This window comes from Sunxiuqinia sp., from assembly GCF_055140945.1.
This window is the reverse complement of the sequence record NZ_JBSQYS010000057.1, coordinates 1-19,839: the sequence shown is the minus strand read 5'-3', so window position 1 is coordinate 19,839 and position 19,839 is coordinate 1. Positions and strand designations below refer to the sequence as shown.

The following is a 19,839-nucleotide window of genomic DNA, read 5'->3' as shown; positions in this document are numbered from 1 at the left end:
AATTCATGGCATATTTGAGAAAGTAATAGTGCTTGAGAAACAAATCGCCAAAGACAGTGGCACACCTTGTCCCGAATTGAATTTGGTCGAAATTTGGGACAGCACTTTGAAAAAAGCTGAAGCCGATGATTTAATTAAGTCCTCTGATTTTTCGAACATCAGGCTGTTTACTTTTCTATTTGAACTGAAGAGCAACCAGGTATGGCCAATGCCGGGGTTGAAAGAAACACTCGACGATCTAAAAACAAAAGGTTATCCTCTCGGCATTGTTTCTAATGCTCAATTCTATACGCCAATTATCATGAATTATTTTTTATATGGCAGAGTAAAAACCGACGAATTCATTGATGGTTTTGAAAAAGACTTGTCAGTTTTCAGTTACAAAATATTAAAAGGAAAACCCGACCCTTCAATTTATGAAGAGTTGATCGAACCACTTAAAAAGCGTGGCCTAAAACCACAAGATGTTTTGTATGTTGGCAACGACATGCTGAAAGATATATATGCGTCGTCGCAAGTAGGATTTAAAACCTGCTTTTTTGCGGGCGACATGCGTGCTTACCGTCTGCGAAAAGATCAAGAACAAGCATCAAAAACACAACCAGATTATATTATCACTTCACTCGAACAACTGAAAGATATTTTATAACTTTTGGGAACAAAAAAAAACTAAAAACACAATACTATGGGAGATTTTCATCAGAATGGAGGAATTACAACACTTCACAATTTGAACTATTCAACATTAGAGTACCTGGAAGCAAAATTGATGAAGTTTTCGAGACGACGGAAGATGGGCTTAATTATTCCTTCATTATACTCCGAGTTGGAACAGCCAGCTCTGAAAAACATTGTTAATATCCTGAAGGATGTTCCCTATATTAATGAAATAACCATTGGACTTGACCGTGCTACCAAGGAGCAATACTTGCACGCAAAGGAATATTTTAAAGACTTAAGCACAGAACAAAGGCGTTGCCGAGTAATTTGGAACGATGGCCCGCGAATGAAAGCCATTCAAAAACTATTTGAAGAAAATAAAATATACACCGGCGATCCGGGTAAAGGTCGAAATGTTTGGTTCTGCTTTGGGTACATGATTGCCTCTGGCCGTTCAGAAGCCATTGCACTGCATGATGCCGATGTGATTACTTACTCGCGCGATATGCTCGCTCGGTTGTTTTACCCCGTTGCTGATCCAAAATTCAACTATAAATTTTGTAAGGGGTATTATTTCCGTTCAGATGGCACCAAGTTGAATGGTCGCGTTACGCGCTTGATGGTGACCCCATTGATTCGATCGCTGAAAAAGGTGTTCCCTGCGAATGACTATCTCGACTTTCTGGATCACTTCCGCTACATTCTTGCTGGCGAATTTTCGATGCGGGCTGATATTATGAAAACAGTTCGCATCCCTTCGGATTGGGGACTTGAAGTAGGAATTCTTTCTGAAGTTCAGCGAAACAACGCCATCAACCGGATTTGCCAGGTTGAGATTGCCGATGGATACGATCATAAACATCAACCTGAATCGCACGATGATCCGAGTTCAGGACTTTCGAAAATGAGTTTCGATATTGCGCGGAGTATTTATGCCAAATTAGCAACGCAGGGTTCTGTTTTTAGCAAAGGTATTTTCCGAACCGTAAAAGCTACTTATCTGCGAATAGCACTTGACATGGTTGAACAATACGCAGCTGATGCTTCGATTAACGGACTTGCAATGGATCGCCATAAAGAAGAACAAACGGTTGATATTTTTGCAGCAAACATTTATCGCGCCGGAGTTGAATACCTTGACAATCCCAACCTGATTCCGTTTATCCCATCGTGGAAACGAGTGTTGGATGCCATTCCGGACGTGTTGGATATTTTTAATGATGCAGTAGAGCAAGATAACAAGATGTAAGATATATGCATATACGATTGAGAACGAAGCTGATTAACAGGCTAAACCGGATTTATCGGAAGACGTTATCAGAAGAGTGGATTGAAGAATTTTTGCAATTCGTTGAAGAGAGAAGAAACCCAAACCCCAAACAACGTCCGCTTTGGGATGAGCGTAAAGTGGTACTGATTACTTATGGCGATGTGGTGAAGCAAAAGGGAGAAGCTCCGCTTGAAACCTTGCGGAAGTTTGCCAACGAGCATTTTCGTGGGTGCATTTCGACCATACACATTCTTCCATTTTTTCCATATAGCAGTGACGATGGATTTTCGGTAATGGACTTTTACAAGATAAATCCTGAATTGGGAGACTGGAGTAACATTGAAGCACTGGAGAAAGATTTTTTGCTGATGGCCGATTTAGTCGCCAACCATGCCAGTAGCAAAGGCGTTTGGTTCAAGCAATTCCTGAATCAGGAAGAACCGGGCAAAGATTATTTCTTTGTTCCGCCAGCCGATTTCGACACTTCAAAAGTTATTCGACCGCGAAGCTCGCCACTTCTATCAACTTATGATACGGTAGATGGCCCAAAGAAAGTGTGGACAACCTTTAGTGCTGACCAAGTTGATTTGGACTATGCCAACCCGGAAGTGCTGAAAGAAATGCTCAACGTCTTTCTTTTCTATTTGTCCAAAGGGATTCGGGTTATCCGGCTTGATGCTATTGCTTTTCTGTGGAAAGCAAGTGGACTGGAAAGCATGCACGAACAGGAAACCCACGAAATTGTATCCTTGTTTCGCGAAATCATGGACTATTGCTATCCGGGCGCATTATTGCTAACAGAAACCAATGTTCCGCACCGCGAAAACATCACCTATTTCGGACTAGGAGATGAAGCACACCTGATCTACCAGTTTGCTCTTCCCCCGCTCATTTTACATGCACTGCATACCGGAAATGGCGGTTACCTTACCCGATGGGCAAAAGAACTCAACGACCCGCAAAAGGGCATGACCTATTTAAACTTCACTTCTTCTCATGATGGCATCGGTGTTCGTCCTTTGGAAGGTGTTATGCCTGATGATGAAAAAATGAAAATGGTTGAAAAGTTAAAAGATTTTGGAGCCAAAGTAACCACCCGTCAGCTTGGTGATAAGCATGTTCCGTACGAAATCAATGTCACTTTTTATGATGCTTTGAAAGGAACTAAGAATGGTGAAGATGAATTCCAGAATGAACGATTTCTGCAATCGCAAACCATCATGCTTTCGTTGCAGGGAGTGCCGGCCTTTTATTTCCTGAATCTTCTGGGAATTGAAAATGACAACGAAGGGTTGGCTCGCACAGGCGTCAACCGTTCCATCAACCGGCGTAAGTTCACAAAGGAAGAATTGGAAGGTATGCTGAAAGGCAACTCAAAATACAAAGCTATTTTAAAAGAATTGATCCATCGCACCGGAATTCGAAGAAACCTACAAGCCTTCTCGCCCAATACGCAGCAATTGGTGCTCGAACTAGGCGATTCGGTGTTTGCCATTTTGCGAAAAGCTGATCAAATGGAGAAATCGGTGGTTTGTCTGTTCAACCTGACCGACCAAACGCAAAAGCTTTCGCTTCCTCCTGGTTTGATGGAATTTAGCCGCGACTTAATTACCCGCACGCTTCATCAAACAGAAGAACTGGAACTCAAGCCCTATCAAAGCATGTGGCTGATCACCAGGTTCGTAACTTAATTCAACTGCTTTTAACACTCATAAAACCCCTAAGTATGAAAGTACTCATTTGTCCCGATTCGTTTAAAGACTGCCTGGAAGCCATTGATGTGGGCAAACATTTCGCAACCGGCATTTTAAGGGTCGATCCAACAGCGCACATAGCAAATATCCCGCTGGCCGATGGCGGCGAAGGTTTTGTGCAAACCATGCTTTCAGCCTTAGGTGGTCAAAAGATCAACATACCGGTTTTAGATCCATTGGGCCGAGAGGTTCAGGGCTTTTATGGTATTTTAAACGACCAACAAACAGCGATAATCGAAATGGCGGCAGCTTCAGGAATTGAGCATTTAACCCGCGACGAACGCAATCCGCTGGCCAGCTCAACCTTCGGCACCGGACAGCTGATGAAAGACGCCATGGAAAAAGGGTGTCGAAAACTAATTATTGGTATTGGCGGAAGTGCAACTAACGATGGAGGAACCGGCATGGCCAAAGCTTTGGGCTACCGCTTTCTGGATGACAAAGGACAGGAAATAGCGGAAGGTGGAGGTCAACTTAACCAGCTGGTAACAATAGATTCGTCCGGTGTCTTCCCGCTAATAAGTGATACTGAAATTTTGACGGCTTGCGATGTCAATAATCCACTAACGGGCCCCAACGGAGCGTCGGCTGTTTATGGTCCTCAAAAAGGGGCAACAGTTGAGATGATTAACGAATTGGACAGAAACCTGACACATTTAGCCGATATTATTGAAACTGAGCTGCAAAAGGAGGTTTTAAAAATTCCGGGAGGTGGAGCTGCCGGTGGATTGGGAGCTGGTTTAGTCGCCTTTTGCGGAGCCAAACTTCAAACCGGATTTGACATTGTAAAAGAGCAAACCAAGCTGGAAGAGGCCATACAGAAAGCAGACCTGGTAATTACCGGAGAAGGGAAAATGGATGCTCAAACCAAGCAGGGGAAGACCCCTTGGGGCGTTGCTCAGTTGGCTAAAAAACATCAGAAAAAATGCATCGGCATTGCCGGTTTTTTAGGCGATGGCTACCGCGAGCTATATGATGAAGGTTTCACTTCAATTTTTGCCATTCCCCATGGCCCCATTTCGCTAGATGAGAGTTTACGCAGAGCGCCCGAATTACTAGCAGATAAAGCAGAACAGATCTTTCGTTTACTCCTGCTTGACTAAAAGAACGGAGTGCCGAAATTATCGTTTTACTCCTGAAGTTGTAAATGAGATTCCCTGCTGCCCGGAAGTAGAAATCATAACCGCCTCGAAAAGTGGCTCCTGCGTACCCGGATTAACTGCCCAATCGAAAATAAAATTGGCTCCAGTACCTCCATGTTCATCTCGTTCATCGACTACAATTTCGATCGTCTCCAAGGGTTTCAAAAAGATTGGGTTATTGAAATAAGTACGAATTAAATCGCCGGCGGTATTGTAATAATCTGATCGTAGAATGTAAATTGAATCCTCAGAACTAATATTTCGAATACTAATTGTCGCAGTCAAATTGTAGGTTCGTTTTTCTGTCAGACTATATATTTCCGAATAAACAGAAAGGTAAGAACTTCCATAATCCAAACTATCCGAAGAATTAATTTTCGCTTGCCGCTGTTCCCAATGCATTGGATTTACTGAACTAATTTCCTTCGGGCGATTACAGGAAGCCAATACGATAAGCAAAACAAGCATGCTGCTGCAGATTTGAGGGAGAAATCTTACCAAACGAAAGAATCTTGTCATAATTAGAGAAATATTTATTGCACAAGTTAGCAAATACCATTCAGACCATGTACAAAAATAGCTGATTAATTATTGGCTGAAGCTACTTATTCATTATAAACAGAATCGCATAGCGAACTTTTATAATGCACTAAAATTTCAAATCTCTCAAAACAAAACACGGGATTTTGAGGTATACGTTTATAATGCTAATTTACTAGCCTGAATATACGTAAGCTGAAAACGAAATGAAACTACTACTAACCGGAATTACCGGATACGTTGGAAAGCGCATCCTTCCTTTATTGGTTGAAAATGGGCATGATGTTTATTGCTGTGTTCGCAACCTCGAACGGGTGGAAGAAAAATGGCAGCATCACCCTCAGGTCAAACTCATTGAAATTGACTTTCTCAAAACCGACTCTCATCAACGCTTTCCTCCCGACATTGAAATTGCATATTATCTCATTCACTCGATGGCTTCAAACGATGGCGATTTTGAGGATATGGAACTCCAGGCGGCCGCCAATTTCAGAAAACTGCTTACACAAACTAACGTGCGACAAGTGATCTATCTTGGTGGAATTTCAAATGACAAATACCTGTCGAAGCATTTGCGATCTCGACTTAATGTTGAAAAAGAGCTTTCGAAAGGGGACTACCGACTAACAACACTAAACGCCGGAATCATTATCGGTTCGGGCAGCGCTTCGTTTGAAATTATCAGAGATATCGTTGAGAAACTCCCGGTAATGATCACCCCTCGATGGGTTTTAACCAAATCTCACCCCATAGGGATTCGCGATGTTTTGAAGTTTTTAATTGGGGTGATGGACAACCAAGCGTGTTTTAATAAAAGCTTCGATATAGGAGGCAAAGATATTTTAACCTATAAAGACATGCTATTGCAATATGCAGAAATCCGGCAATTGAAACGAAAAGTATTCGCCTTGCCCATCATGACTCCCCGCTTGTCATCGTATTGGTTATTTTTTATCACATCCACCTCGTATAAATTGGCTATAAATCTGGTAAATAGTTTAAAGGTTGAAGTTATTGCCAGAGAGAACTCGTTGCCAAAATTATTGAATATTGAGCCGCTAAGTTACAAAGAAGCCGTTGAAGCAGCATTCAAAAGAATCAGGCAAAACCAGGTTTATTCGAGTTGGAAAGACGCACTAAGTTCCAGCGAATTCGACACCGACTATTCTGACCAGATTGATGTTCCGGAATATGGGTGCTATCGAAACAAGCAAGTAGTTTCATTTCAAAAACCAATAGAAGAAGTTACAAAAGTAATTTGGTCTATTGGAGGGCAAAACGGTTGGTACTATGGCACCTGGCTCTGGAGAATTCGTGGATACCTCGATAAGCTTTCCGGAGGGATTGGACTTCGACGCGGACGTACCAGTCCGACTGAAATAATGAACGGAGATGCACTTGATTTTTGGCGCGTTCTGCTCGCTGACGGCGACAAAAAACGTTTGCTTCTGTATGCCGAGATGAAGCTTCCCGGAGAAGCTTGGCTCGAATTTAAGGTCGTTGAAAAACCTGAACAAAATAGCCTGATCCAAACGGCCACCTTCCGTCCCAAAGGTGTCTGGGGAAGATTCTACTGGGGATTATCCTGGCCCTTCCACTTATTCATTTTTCGAGGAATGGCGCGCAATATCATCAAAAAAGCCGGCAACTGAAAACAGCTGCCGGCTTGCAATTATGAGTTACTCTTTCGTTTCAAGCTTTATGATCTTCTCAGCACCGCCATATTTACGTTCCGAAATCGCTGCTAGAATAATGGCAGCAATTACAATTGCAATAGCTACATACACAAAACCTGGCACCGGTGGTGGGTCGCCTTGTGCATAGGAGTGCATTCCCGAAAGGTAATAATTCACCCCAAAGAAGGTCATCAGTACCGAGCTGAACCCAGCCAATGCGAGCGAACTTAATACAAAATGATTATACAATCCGGGAACCTTCCGTAAATGAATGATAAACGAATATACCAGAATAGTTACTAACGCCCAGGTTTCCTTCGGATCCCAGCCCCAATAACGTCCCCACGACTCGTTTGCCCAAACACCTCCGATAAATGCTCCTATGGTGAGTAAAATCAAGCCAACAATTATCGACAGTTCTATAATAATAGCCAATTCAACAATCGTAAATGAAGCACTTTTCAGGTTCTTCGAATTACGAAACATCATAATGATCAGGTTTAAAAAACCGACTAAAGCAGCAACGCCCAAAAAGCCATAGCTGGCAGTAATCACTGCAACATGCACTATCAGCCAGTATGATTTAAGTACGGGCACAAGGTTCGTAATTTCCGGATTCATCCAGCTCAATCCAGCTACCATTAATATCAGCGACGATAAAATAGTAGTTACAGCCAGCGTAATCTGCGATTTCTTGATAAATACAAAACCCGTTAGCAAGGCAGACCAGCCAATGTATAACATCGTTTCGTAACCATTACTCCAGGGCGCATGACCGGAAATATACCAGCGTAAAGCTAATCCGCCCGTGTAAGCAAGAAAAACAACTGCCACAGCGACGGTCCCAGCTGTTAAAAGTTTTTTGAGATTTAGCTTTTCGTTAAAGATTCCAATCAAATGAATAATCAACAAGAAAAAGCCAACAACTCCTGCGATGCGCGAAATCCAGGTAAATATATTGAATTTGTTATACAGTATTTCTAACTCAATTTTGGTTTGATCAGGAATAATTTCATGTCCGTGTGTTTGTTGAAATTGCTTGATCTCTTCGAGTCGTTGATTCGCGCTTTGATAATTACCGGTACTAATGGCTTGATTGACTTCTTGAAAATAAGCACTTAAGAGCTGAATACTATCGGTTTGATGTGAACCAAGTTTATAAAAATCCTTCTCACTTACCCACTTGTTATTATTGTGGTTCTGCACAGGAAAAACATTCATAAAATTGCCTTGAAAAATCTGATAGCAAATATTCATTCGCTCATCCACATTAATGACTTCCTTATCGAACTTATTTCGTTTCGTGGGCTGCTTTTTATAGGTTACATCAACCAACTGCTGTAATTTATATATTCCGGTATTCTGGCTCAACATCTGATTGAACGAAACATACTTATCGGGAAATCCCAGTTGCTTTTGCAATTCACTATTCGCAATACGAATGATCGGAACGTTTCTCCAGGAATCAGGACGCGCACTCATCCCCAAAAACACTTCGGATGCTGACATTCCCTCGAAAGAGCTTTTGCGATTCAGCTTTCTTAGCACCTCCGATGCCAGCGTATTTACAGGCTCTACCCTGCCCTTCGTATCTTGCACCAACAAGGTTTCGAATTGTGCAACATGATCTTTATTAATTCGTGCGGGGGTAACTTGTTGAGCTTGCAATAATCCGGGAACTAAAAGCAACAACGCCAAAATCACACTTGCCATCGACTTCTTTTTCAAATCCTTTAAACGTGAGCTGGATCGCAGCAGCGACTGAAAACGGCTTTTCTTATTAAAGAAGGAAAAAAGCATACCCAACGACATTAAAAAATAACCAACATAGGTAACTCCAGTTCCCAAAGAATCATGACTAACCGACAAAATTGTCCCTTTTTCGTCCGTATCATAAGATGATTGGAAGAAGCGGTAGCCCCCGTAGTCCAAAATATTATTCATGAAAATTCGGTAAGGTTTTTTGACTCCTTTCGTATTGTCAATTAAAGTCACATCGCTCGCATAAGAAGAAGGGCTCATACTCCCGGGATAACGCTCCAATTGAAAATCATTCAAATATATTTGAAAAGGAAGATCGATAAGCTGCGAACCGTAACTTACTTCCAAATCAACATTTCCAAAATCGGCCCTTGTTGATACATTCTGCTGTCCATAATTGTCGTAAACAACCAATTGTTTTTGCTGGTCGCCATCAGTAAGCTGAAGAAGAATCGCATCTCTCCTATTCTTTGCAGTAGTTTGATCGGTATCAGTTGATAAAAGTTTACGACCGTATGGCAGGTAAGATTTCAGGGCAAAGATATGTTCACCCAATCGGTACATCCCCTGGCTCTTTATGGCAAATTCCTGACCAGGTTCAATCACTTTCTCTATAACTCCAGTCATTGATACAACCTGAACAGTATCCCGGGCTGTAGCAACCAAGCTAGTTGTTGACCGCTTGATAAAAAGAGATGCATCCTTCTGTTGGCCTTCAAAACTGATCAACAATTCACCCGAAGCTATTTCTTCATTCAATTCCAATATTAAATCGCGTCGTTCGTTATTATTGTTCACCAAGATGAAAGAAAAAATAGCATTTCCACCTTCATCAGCCACAATACTCTCGATTGCAGAAGGCACATAATTGAGCATTTCAATTTCAATATCATGATCGCTAATTGAAACACTTTCATCAAAATGATTTCGGGTATATGGAGAAAAAAGCACCCTCCAATTCTCCTGAGTATCTAGACCATTTGTAGATGCATTTATGCTAATATAATTATCGGTTGAGATCAGTTGATCAGAAGCGCTCCCTTCGCGAATATGCATTTGCCCTTCGAAACTGTAAAAACGGGTTATTCCGGCTCCAACAAGTATAATAATAAAAGCCAGATGAAAAAGCACCATACTCCAGCGCTTAAGCTGAAACGCTTTATAATAAAACAACCCTCCAACCAAATTAACACCTGTAAATCCAAGTAAAATATTAAACCACCAGGCATTATAAATCAACACTTTTGCAGTAACTGTTCCATAATCATTCTCAATAAAGGTTGCATAGGCAATAGCTATCGCAAAAACAACCAGCAAACATGAGGTTGTCATCATTGAAAACAGAGCGGACTTTATTCTTTTCATACGTTAAACGACTTTTACGTTCCTGATATTTAAACGATAAATAAAAATGGGGCAGTAAAAAAAAACTCCTTTGCTTATTCGAAATAAGCAAAGGAATTTTTCTAGATCAACCTCATAAAAAAATCTAGATCTTAATTTGTGGTCGGATCGTCGTGTGCAATTTTTGCAACATACTCTTCATAATTAAATCCTTTAAAAGTTGGACTTTCTTCATTGTGGCATGTTCTGCATAATTGTTCATCCGGAATAATTAAGCCTTTTGACATAGCTAATTTTCTGTTTTTCATTATTCCTGCAGACTTGTATATACTGCCAGGTCCATGGCACGACTCACAAGAAACACCCTCTTCAACTTTAATCGAAGCTGCCATGTCAGGGTGAGCAGCTGCCGTTGAGTGGCACTTTAAACATTTTGGATTTTCAGCGTCTGCACCTTTCAACGACTCCATTGCATTTGCATGAGGTCCTTCAGCCCACTTGTTGTATTGTTCTCCTTTATTGGGTTTGTTATGGCACATTTTACATTTGTCTGCCCCAATGTACTTATAATTCTGCGCAAACGCTGCAGAACTAATCATTAGCGCAAGCCCCAGTAAAAACATTAATTTTCTGTAATTCATAGTCTTAAATATTATGGGTTTATACTATACGTCTTCAATAATTGCACCAATATTTTGAGCAAATATTAACGACGATCCATCGTCCTAAATTAATAACTTCTGGATTCATGAACAACGATCAACGATGATATATATCAACTTGTCGAAATTTAATACAATGCGGAGTGGCACACCGAACATGATTCCGTTTTCCAATCGTCTCCAATATCAACCGGATGCTTGAATCCGAGCGGTTCAAAAGACTCCGAATATTCCATTTGGTCTGGTGTTCCTTGTGCTAAGATATTATGACACATATTACAATCTTTTGAAATTACCTTTCCCGACTCAGCTGCATGACGATCGTTATGACATCGGAAGCACCCATCGGTTTCCATATGGCCGACGTTGTTTGGATAATATTTCCAACTTACGTTCATCAATGGAAAGAAGTTATGCGCATATTGATCTTGAATTTCCGTAATAGCTTGCTCAACCTCCGCAGTTCTGTTCTCCAGTACTTCCGGCTCAACCAACTCATAATACTCACGAACCTGACTACTGATAGCTGTAAAGGCTGAATCCTTTGTAGGGTATTCCTGATAAAGCGCCATCATGGCTATTAATTTTATACTCGGAAGAGTTTTAGAAATTCGACCTTCGGCCATTGATTGATCAATAAAATTCTGTGGCACTCTGTAGTTGTGCGAAGGTCTGTTGTGACAATCCAAACAATCCATCACTCTTGTTTCCAGCGTATCGAGTTCCACCTGGCTCAATGGGTAATCACTATCGGTATAAGTTTGACTTTCTCCGGTTTTTGTATTGGTGTATTTTACCCAAGGTATAATTTGTCGATCATGGTCAACTGCTTTGTACTCAATTTTCACATCAGGACTAATATGTTGATGAATTCCCTTTTCCATTCCATGCAAAGTCGCTTTGGAACTGGTTTTAATTTGTAGGTGAACGATTTGCTCTGTATTGTTATCATCAGCCAAAAATGAATGTTCAACTCTTAATTTACGATCATAAAACTTCTCGGGCCAGTGGCACTCTTCACAAGTTTCGCGAGCAGGACGTAAATTTTCAATTGGAGTAGGAATTGGCTTTGGGTACTTTTTTGCCAATACCGAATATACCTGATACATCCCGGAAAGTTTACTTTTCACATACCAGCCGGCACCAGCTCCAACATGACACTCAACACATGCAACTCTTTCATGCGACGACCCATGATAGGTGACATATTCCGGCTCCATTACTTCATGACAAAGCTTCCCGCAGAATTCAACTGACTCGGTATAATGAAAAGCTTCATAGCTTCCTATTGATGAAATAATTAGCAAAAAGACAGTCCCAACAATAAAAATGGTTGATGCGTTACGGACTGCCACATTATTAAAATCAAGAATAGGCCAGTTCAACTCCCGTCCTTCCGATTTTGCTTTTCTGGCTTTCTTGCGGTTAATTCTCATTCCTATTGGAATAAGTAGCAATCCAATAATCATAAAAGCAGGAAGCACAAGGTAAATAAAGATACCAATATAGGAACCTCCGAATCCAAAAATGGTATTCAAAATCATTAACGATAAAATAGACGCCAAGTTGAATACCGCCAATACTGCTCCGGTAATCGAGATCCAATTTCTAATTGAAGAAGGTAGTTTCATACTATTTCATGTTTAGTAGCTATCGTTTATTGGTCAATTCCAGTTTGAAAAAAAAATACAAACTCGCTATAATCGCATCAATAATCCGATCCAAGAAAACTATTTATAAAGCTATCTTTTTTACGCTATTATCAGTTATTCTTTGTTAGCGATATATCAATGAATAACTGATAAATATCACCGATGCAATTCTCGTAAAGAAAATGGCAACGTCCGAATAGGAAGATCATTTAGAGCAACTGAATTAACGTATCAGAAAACATAGCCAACCCTAAAAAGGACCCAACAAGGAATGCAAGCCTCAAAAGTATGATTCTAATACATGTGTGTTTCGACAAGCAATTTGAAACCGATTTGCCATCATGTATATAGAAAAAACTCACTTTCACCTCAACGCAAAAGAACAGGCTGATTCAATTAACGCATCCACAGCGAAGCCTTAATTCAGAGCAACTTTCTTCTTCAAATATCAAAATAGTACTTCCCTATTTTTTCCCGTGGTGAATGTGATGCCACCCGCTGAGAATACTTTTAAAGTTCTCCAAAGGAGACTTACCAATCGTAGCGACATATAAATGAATGATCAAAAAGATAGAAATAACGAATCCAATAATTGAGTGGAAAACAGCGGTCACAAAAATACCACTCAGGTTGTATACCTTCTCAATAATAAGTTCGGGAAATAGTAATGCAAATCCGGTAATAATAGCTCCAGGAACTGCTAAATACATGACGAGAATATAGAAATATTTCTGTAGTGGGTTAAATTTTCGTTTTTCCGACAATGGATAAGGAGCACTTTCGCCATGAAACATTCCCCAAGAGTAATACTTTGCCTGTTTAATGGGTCGCTTTATAAATGCGCTGGGCTTAACAATGTAAAACTTACCATTTGAAGTGACTAAATTTCCGATGAGAAACAAAAAGTAATTCAGGGTCACAATAATACCCGAAATATTGTGTGCATCTACCGCTTTGTCAAATGACATAATAAAACCAGAATCGATTCCTGACTGCATTGACAGTCCGGTAATGATCAGGACAATAATTCCAAGCGCATTGATTCCGTGCCAAATACGTAACCACATCGGATAAAAGTAGACCTTATTATTATTTGTCATCGGGCTTTCTATTTAGAATTCTGAAAATCGTATGGATGATAATGACCACAATTAAACCAATAAAGATAATATAACTAAGCGTTTTAAGGAGTGGCACTTGGTGCGTACCAATAACATAGGAATCATTAGAAACCATCGTTCCTAAAATACCATTTCCTTTTCTACTTTGTAAATTTTCGTACTTATACAAAGAGGCAATTAATCTGGAATTTGAACTGTGACACTCCACACACTTCCGCAACGCTTGTTCTTTCGGGAGTATATTGTGCGAAACCATTAGGCTGTCTTCCACCTGTGTGTGACACTCAATACAGCGAACATTTTCGAAGTGTAATTTTTGATTAGGCAACCAATTATGGACTTCGACCAACTCCGGATTATCTTTGCCGGAAACCAATTTATACTCTTGCATCGAATTATGACAAGACAAACACATGTTGTTGCTATACTCAACAATCTCCTGAACATTACTACTTGTTCGCGCTGTTGCCGTGTAAGTATGTTGGCTATGGCACTTCGAACAGGTAAACGCATCGCCATAAGTCTGATAATGCACACTTTTTTGATACTCCTCATCAATCCGCTCAAATTGATATTTTGCGAACGACTCATCACCTCCGTGACAATCCAAACATGTCGCTAAAGGTTCGAGTTTTATGTTGGCACTATGAGGATAGGTGGTATATTCGTAGGAATGGCAATCAATACAGTCAAACACATGATGAACGCCTGCTTTCAAGGCAATCGTATCCAACACAAAATAGGGGTTCATCAACCGACTTTCTTGCCGTTCCATCAAATCATTATGAAATGTATAGGTTTGATTTGAGTGGCATTTCAGGCACTGGTGTTCTTGTGCATTTTCGTATGATTGCGCCCTTGCTCCAAGCCATCCCAAACAACAAACAAAAACTATTAGTATTAATCTATTCCTCATCATGTATGTTTAACACAGTTGATTTATTACAAACCATATCTCATATTTCATCGTTGCTCAAAACTTGATCAAGCCTAATTCTCAAAATACTATTACGAATAAAATGGCAATATCACAGAAATTGATATCACCATTCTATTTTTATGTTCTATTTATCTTTTTAGAACATCCATAAACGGGTTATTGTGAATCCAATAGCAAGTCCCTCAAATGGATCATTCATATTATTCATCATGTCGTATTGCGGAAGAATGCCATTAGCATTGCCAACATACATTTGAAATGCGTGCGTATAGGTTGACACCTCAATACCAAACTTTAAACTAGCTTTTGGGTGATATGGGCCATCCCAACCTGGTGCATTGTTCGCATTCCAACCCGAATGTTGTTCTGAAATATCATCAATTTTCAATGGTGCATCATAACTGAATATAAATGACGACTGTGGTGAAAATTTCAACCGACCGTTAAAATGCAATCCAACCCGGTCATGATCGTGGTACTGCGCAACTAAGTTAGCATGAGAAAAGCTAACTCCGGCTTGCAACGAAAGTGCATCAGAAAACTTACGACCTACCAGTAATTGCGCGAAATACGAATAGCGATCGCTACCTCTAAATTCAAAGGTGTCTAGTGGATTCTCGTAATTATTTAATCCCCCGAAGTCATCCTTCGGCCTGCCGTCAATTGCAGCATTACCTAATACCGTTACAAAAACAGGCACCGTGTTCTTTTCAGTTTGCTCCAAAACAGTCCACTTCGCATTCAAGTCGGTGTATAAATTGAGTTTTGTTACACCAATACCTAGCTGAAGATTTTTGGCTGGCACATAATTTAAACCAAGCCTCACATTGGCACCGGCAGCGTATAATCCAAACAAATCAAAAGCAGCATCGCCATTATCTATTGGTCCAAACTTGTGTTGAATCACAAATTCGAGAGATTTTACAGAAGGAATATAGGAGGTTTGTGCATCAATCAGGGTTCCATTTTCAAAAGCTGCTCCAATCGGTTGATCTTTTTCAACAGCTTCATCCTGAGCCCAGATATTAACACAAACAAACAGACTTAATATGACAATTAATAATGTTTTTTTCATGTTCAAAGGTTCTTTAATTAATTACTAATTGTTTTCCGCTCCCTGTGCAATCCATCCGAGAACTAAAGCAGCTTCGTTTGTAGAATACTTAGCTGGATGATTCCCGTCAGGACTCGGTTTGGTATAAATCTCACTTGCTGCAGGAGTTGTTGAGTTTATATAGCCTGAAATGTTATTGTAAGCTTTATCTGCTGTCAAATCCGGCGTGGATTTTATTCCTCCAACTTTGTGACAGCTAACACATTTAGCTTGAAAAATAGGAACAATGTCATTTTCGAAACTAACAACTACTGCATCAGGATCATCCGGATCAATTACAATTGGCGCTTCAGGTGCAACAAAATCATAAACACAACCACTAAGTGCAAAGCCAAGAACCGCGACAATAAGAAATATTTTATTTTTTTTCATTTCGTTGTGCTTTTGGTGAATTAGAAGAAAAAGCTTCCCCTGAAGCTTTTTCTATAATATTTTCACACTACTCTAATGACTCAATTGAATTCTTTAGAAGTGCTTTGATGTAATCCGGATTGTGAACTCCCATACTCCGATCATCTTCCATCATTGCATAATTGTAAGCTGCTCCTGCAACTCCAATTGGATATGTACCTTTTACTAAATGACCTTCGGCATCAACAGCTCCCGCACTTTGCAATAATACTTGAAGTTCATGAATCAATTCTTCAACCTCAGCTTGAACGCCTCCCACATCAAAGTTGTCCTGTTCTCCATGGCATTGGGTACAACTCGCTAAACTTGGTTCAAAAGTATGTCCACCTTCACCACTCTCAAACTCATACATATGACAAGTTGTACATCCTGCATTATTTCTATGAGGATGAGATTTTGTTCCTGGGTATTCTGTCGAACCGGCAACTTCATAACCACCAATACCTTCTAAAATAGTTGATTGAGGTCCATGATGAGGTCCCCAGTGTGAACTACTAATAAAATAGTTGCCGTCATCATCAGGAGTGGGCTCGCTTGTACGGGGCTGATGGCAATTTACACATAAATTAGACTCTGTTCCAAAGTCTATCTGGCGATTTGGGTCATCAAACATCAATAATTGAACCGGTCCTTTAGCACGCAGTGCATAATCCTGACCGTCAGTTTCAAAATCAAAACTCACGTGACCCGAGTGACAGGTTTCGCAGGTAATATGAGTAGGTGCCGCCAGTGCCGAGGTGAGCGTATCTCTTCCCGTAAATTGCCACTCTACAAATCCTTCGTGTGTATGGCAAATGGCACAAGCCTTTCTATTCTCTCCAGCACCAGCATAAATATACGTAGGCTGACCAGTATACTGTATCATACTGGTTCCGTGAATAGATGTTGCAAACTGAGCTTTAATTTCGTTCATATTGTCATCATTATGACAAACAATGCACGCCACTTCTCCATCGGCACCATCGATTCCGTCAACACCATTAGCACCATCGGCACCATCAGCGCCATCTAATCCCGGAGGGCCTTCCTTTACACATGCAGGAATGACAAACAACACCAACGCTGCGACAACAAGTAATTTGGTTATTTCTTTGAGTTTCATACGCTTATAATTTAGTACATTCAAATTAATGTGGAATTGCTTCCAATTGCTTAGTTTGATCATAAAAGTATAATTGAAAGTACTAACAGCGAAGGTTTATCGCATGACATATTTCGAAAGAATAATTGACATATATCAATTAGCCGTTTTTGCTAATTTTGATCAGCTCCGGTTCACTCAGAATTTCAATTTCATTTCTGCTCTGTTTGATGATACCGGACACCTCAAGCTCCTTCATATTTCGAATGAAACTTTCCTTTGTCATTCCTGACATTTCAGCAAATTCTTGCTTACTTAATTTGTAGTTAAATGGGTTCGAATTATAGATTTCATTTTTCAGATATAACAAGGTATCTGCGACGCGGCCAGGCATATATTTTTGATTCAGGCGAATCAAAGAATCTAACATTTGAAGATTTTGCTTATTATTATATTTCAAAAGTTCGTAGGCAAATCTACTATTGCGTGACAACAAAACATGCAACCTATTCGAATCAATAAAACAGCACTCGACCTGAGTAAGTGCAGAGACTGTAAAATGCCTGATATCGTCACTAATTACTCCACCGGCAGTAACTAAGCTATGTGTTGATATTAATTTGAGTATCACATTTTTTCCATTGTGTCCCTCTGCAAGTACTTTGGCAAGTCCTTCTTTAATACAAACAAAGTGAGTAGTCGAAGTATTCTGCTTGATAATTGTTTCTCCCGGGTTGAAAATTACATTTCGCTTACATGTCATCAAGTAATCCATATCCTCCTTATTGAGACACTCAAAAATGCTCGCCTCAGCCTTTGGCAAGCAGTGAACACAACAGGTCATTCCACAGTTTATACAATCTTTTACATCTGGTTCTTTAAACATCTCTTCTTTCCTCCCCACTTAGATTCAAACAGTAAATTCTTGTATAAATATATATTAATACTGTCATAGTTTTATAGTTAGAAAGTTAATCAGGACATGTTACTTATTATCCTATTTCCATTAAGTGTTTTAATATACTGATAATAGCATAATTAAAAAAACACACCCTTCAAAAATATGTTGTAAAATATGAGTTTTAAGCCTCCTAAAAACAAAAAATCCAAGAAACATACGTTCCTGGATTTCACGACGAGTAAAGTCGTCACCCAACTAATTTGTCAGAAAATCAAGCACATCTCCTGCTCCAGAAGTGTTGATTGTTTTATAAAACTCAGTATAACCACATCTTTCGCAAGACACTGCTTTAAACTTTCGGTTCTGGATATTAAAAAATCGTGTAAAACCGGAGCCTGTCGTACGTATTACGTCAACCGATGCTTTTTTGCTTCCGCACTTCGCACATGAATATGAATTTTTCATTTCATTGATTTTATTTGCTTTTATCTCTTTTATCCGATTTACGCCCGGAATCTTTTAAGGCTTTATGAATAATCCATTCCAACTGACCATTTATACTTCGAAATTCGTCGGCAGCCCAACGCTCCAAAGAAGCATAATCATCCGGGTCTAATCGTAAAACAAATGATTTCTTCTTTCCCATTCAAAATCCTTCCTCTTTTATCTGTTACAAACAAGTATCGACAAAAAAGCCACTATTTTTTCGTTTATAATCCCACTTTCAGAACAAACTCTGACTAATAAATTGATCCGGTATTTACAACTGGAGTGGCCTCCTTATCTCCGCAAAGCACAACCATCAGGTTACCAACCATCGTTGCTTTCTTCTCTTCATCCAACTCTACAATTCCCTTCTGGCTTAACTCTTCCAAGGCCATCTCAACCATACCGACAGCGCCTTCAACAATTTTAAACCGTGCCGCAACAATTGCAGTAGCCTGCTGACGCTTTAACATTGCTTGCGCAATCTCCTGAGCATAAGCCAAATAGTTAATCCGTGCTTCAATTACTTCAATTCCCGCAATCGCCAGTCGCTCAGAGACCTCACGTTCCAATTCATCGTTCACTTCCTCACCCCCACTGCGTAAGGTTATTTCAGCCTCTTCATCTTCAAAATTATCATATGGATAAAGGCCTGCTAATTTCCGTATGGCGGCCTCTGTTTGGATGTTCACAAAATGTTCGTATTCGTTGACATCAAATGCTGCCTTAAACGTATTCTGAACCCGCCAAACCAAAACAACACCAATCATCACCGGGTTTCCAATTTTATCGTTCACTTTAATCGGTTCACTATCGAGATTCCGGGCTCGTAAAGATATTTTTGTACTCTTGAAAAACGGATTTACCCAGGAAAAACCATTCTTCTTTACAGTCCCCCGCTAATCGCCAAAGAGCACAAGAAAAGCACTTTCATTAGGATTAACAACCATAAATCCAATAGCTATTACTATAAACAGAAGAATGACTGGAAGTAAAAGAAAAATCATTTTTGAAACCAGCGAAAAAACAGCAAGAATAACCAGAACAAGTTCAATGAAAACGAATAAGTAACCTGATTTTGCATTGTATACCTTTTCCATAGCATTTAATTTAAATTGATATCATTTTGATATCACTAAGGTACATAAAAAAAAGCATCTCAGGCAAGATGCTTTACAATACATTTTCCGTTGTTGCAACTAATTTTTGATTAGCTCAATACTGCTGGTCATTCGGGAGTTTAACACTTCGTATGATTTTGAAAAATCTAAAATCTGTTGAACTGATTTTTCCGATGGTGAAAATAATCTTTCACTCATTTCTG

At 39.9% G+C, this 19,839-nt stretch carries 18 protein-coding genes and 1 pseudogene; 5 read left to right on the top strand and 14 right to left on the bottom strand.

Features of this window, described 5'->3' with window-relative positions:
• The 4 genes from ACTB00_RS18535 to ACTB00_RS18520 form a co-directional block, all read left to right on the top strand.
• A partial coding sequence (locus ACTB00_RS18535; protein ID WP_463301402.1) for an HAD family hydrolase occupies nucleotides 1-649 on the top strand: 649 nt, incomplete at its 5' end.
• A 36-nt stretch (nucleotides 650-685) separates the two neighbouring features.
• Nucleotides 686-1,909 (top strand): glycosyltransferase family protein, encoded by a 1,224-nt coding sequence (locus ACTB00_RS18530; RefSeq protein WP_463301401.1) that lies wholly within the window; start codon nucleotides 686-688, stop codon nucleotides 1,907-1,909.
• 5 nt (nucleotides 1,910-1,914) lie between these two features.
• Nucleotides 1,915-3,621 (top strand): sugar phosphorylase, encoded by a 1,707-nt coding sequence (locus tag ACTB00_RS18525; RefSeq protein ID WP_463301400.1) that lies wholly within the window; start codon nucleotides 1,915-1,917, stop codon nucleotides 3,619-3,621.
• A 35-nt stretch (nucleotides 3,622-3,656) separates the two neighbouring features.
• Entirely contained in the window at nucleotides 3,657-4,787 is a 1,131-nt protein-coding gene (locus ACTB00_RS18520; protein ID WP_463301399.1) for a glycerate kinase, read from the top strand.
• A gap of 18 nt (nucleotides 4,788-4,805) precedes the next feature.
• Here ACTB00_RS18520 and ACTB00_RS18515 read toward each other — a convergent pair whose 3' ends face one another.
• On the bottom strand, nucleotides 4,806-5,294 hold the full coding sequence (locus tag ACTB00_RS18515) for a DUF3124 domain-containing protein (RefSeq protein ID WP_463301398.1): 489 nt from the start codon (nucleotides 5,292-5,294) through the stop codon (nucleotides 4,806-4,808).
• Nucleotides 5,295-5,572: 278 nt separating this feature from the next.
• Between ACTB00_RS18515 and ACTB00_RS18510 the strand changes: the two genes are divergently transcribed.
• Nucleotides 5,573-7,018 (top strand): SDR family oxidoreductase, encoded by a 1,446-nt coding sequence (locus ACTB00_RS18510; RefSeq protein WP_463301397.1) that lies wholly within the window; start codon nucleotides 5,573-5,575, stop codon nucleotides 7,016-7,018.
• Between the two features lie 27 nt (nucleotides 7,019-7,045).
• Here ACTB00_RS18510 and ACTB00_RS18505 read toward each other — a convergent pair whose 3' ends face one another.
• The 13 genes and pseudogenes from ACTB00_RS18505 to ACTB00_RS18445 form a co-directional block, all read right to left on the bottom strand.
• Nucleotides 7,046-10,168 carry a cytochrome c biogenesis protein gene (locus ACTB00_RS18505; RefSeq protein WP_463301396.1) on the bottom strand — a complete coding sequence of 1,041 codons (3,123 nt, stop codon included), beginning with the start codon at nucleotides 10,166-10,168 and terminating at the stop codon, nucleotides 7,046-7,048.
• Nucleotides 10,169-10,299: 131 nt separating this feature from the next.
• The gene (locus ACTB00_RS18500) at nucleotides 10,300-10,788 is read right to left on the bottom strand and encodes a cytochrome c family protein (protein WP_463301395.1); all 489 of its coding nucleotides are present in this window, start codon (nucleotides 10,786-10,788) and stop codon (nucleotides 10,300-10,302) included.
• A gap of 149 nt (nucleotides 10,789-10,937) precedes the next feature.
• Entirely contained in the window at nucleotides 10,938-12,440 is a 1,503-nt protein-coding gene (locus ACTB00_RS18495) for a NapC/NirT family cytochrome c (protein ID WP_463301394.1), read from the bottom strand.
• A gap of 485 nt (nucleotides 12,441-12,925) precedes the next feature.
• Nucleotides 12,926-13,561 carry a cytochrome b/b6 domain-containing protein gene (locus tag ACTB00_RS18490; RefSeq protein ID WP_463301393.1) on the bottom strand — a complete coding sequence of 212 codons (636 nt, stop codon included), beginning with the start codon at nucleotides 13,559-13,561 and terminating at the stop codon, nucleotides 12,926-12,928.
• On the bottom strand, nucleotides 13,551-14,501 hold the full coding sequence (locus ACTB00_RS18485) for a cytochrome c3 family protein (RefSeq protein WP_463301392.1): 951 nt from the start codon (nucleotides 14,499-14,501) through the stop codon (nucleotides 13,551-13,553). The genes ACTB00_RS18490 and ACTB00_RS18485 overlap by 11 nt, the downstream gene beginning before the upstream one ends.
• 157 nt (nucleotides 14,502-14,658) lie before the next feature.
• Nucleotides 14,659-15,597, bottom strand: coding sequence for a DUF5777 family beta-barrel protein (locus tag ACTB00_RS18480; protein WP_463301391.1), 939 nt, complete (start codon nucleotides 15,595-15,597; stop codon nucleotides 14,659-14,661).
• Between the two features lie 24 nt (nucleotides 15,598-15,621).
• Nucleotides 15,622-16,008, bottom strand: coding sequence for a hypothetical protein (locus ACTB00_RS18475; protein ID WP_463301390.1), 387 nt, complete (start codon nucleotides 16,006-16,008; stop codon nucleotides 15,622-15,624).
• A 67-nt stretch (nucleotides 16,009-16,075) separates the two neighbouring features.
• A complete protein-coding gene (locus ACTB00_RS18470; RefSeq protein ID WP_463301389.1) occupies nucleotides 16,076-17,149 on the bottom strand; it encodes a multiheme c-type cytochrome in 1,074 nt (357 codons plus the stop codon).
• Nucleotides 17,150-17,288: 139 nt separating this feature from the next.
• The gene (locus ACTB00_RS18465; protein ID WP_463301388.1) at nucleotides 17,289-17,903 is read right to left on the bottom strand and encodes a Crp/Fnr family transcriptional regulator; all 615 of its coding nucleotides are present in this window, start codon (nucleotides 17,901-17,903) and stop codon (nucleotides 17,289-17,291) included.
• 381 nt (nucleotides 17,904-18,284) lie between these two features.
• A complete protein-coding gene (locus ACTB00_RS18460) occupies nucleotides 18,285-18,494 on the bottom strand; it encodes a zinc ribbon domain-containing protein (protein WP_463301387.1) in 210 nt (69 codons plus the stop codon).
• Between the two features lie 10 nt (nucleotides 18,495-18,504).
• Nucleotides 18,505-18,675: a type II toxin-antitoxin system antitoxin gene (locus ACTB00_RS18455; protein WP_463301386.1), complete on the bottom strand. Its 171-nt coding sequence runs from the start codon at nucleotides 18,673-18,675 to the stop codon at nucleotides 18,505-18,507.
• 94 nt (nucleotides 18,676-18,769) lie between these two features.
• Nucleotides 18,770-19,393: pseudogene (locus tag ACTB00_RS18450) on the bottom strand (SPFH domain-containing protein); the annotation flags it as partial.
• A 21-nt stretch (nucleotides 19,394-19,414) separates the two neighbouring features.
• Nucleotides 19,415-19,615 carry a hypothetical protein gene (locus tag ACTB00_RS18445; RefSeq protein WP_463301385.1) on the bottom strand — a complete coding sequence of 67 codons (201 nt, stop codon included), beginning with the start codon at nucleotides 19,613-19,615 and terminating at the stop codon, nucleotides 19,415-19,417.
• Nucleotides 19,616-19,839 lie beyond the last annotated feature (224 nt).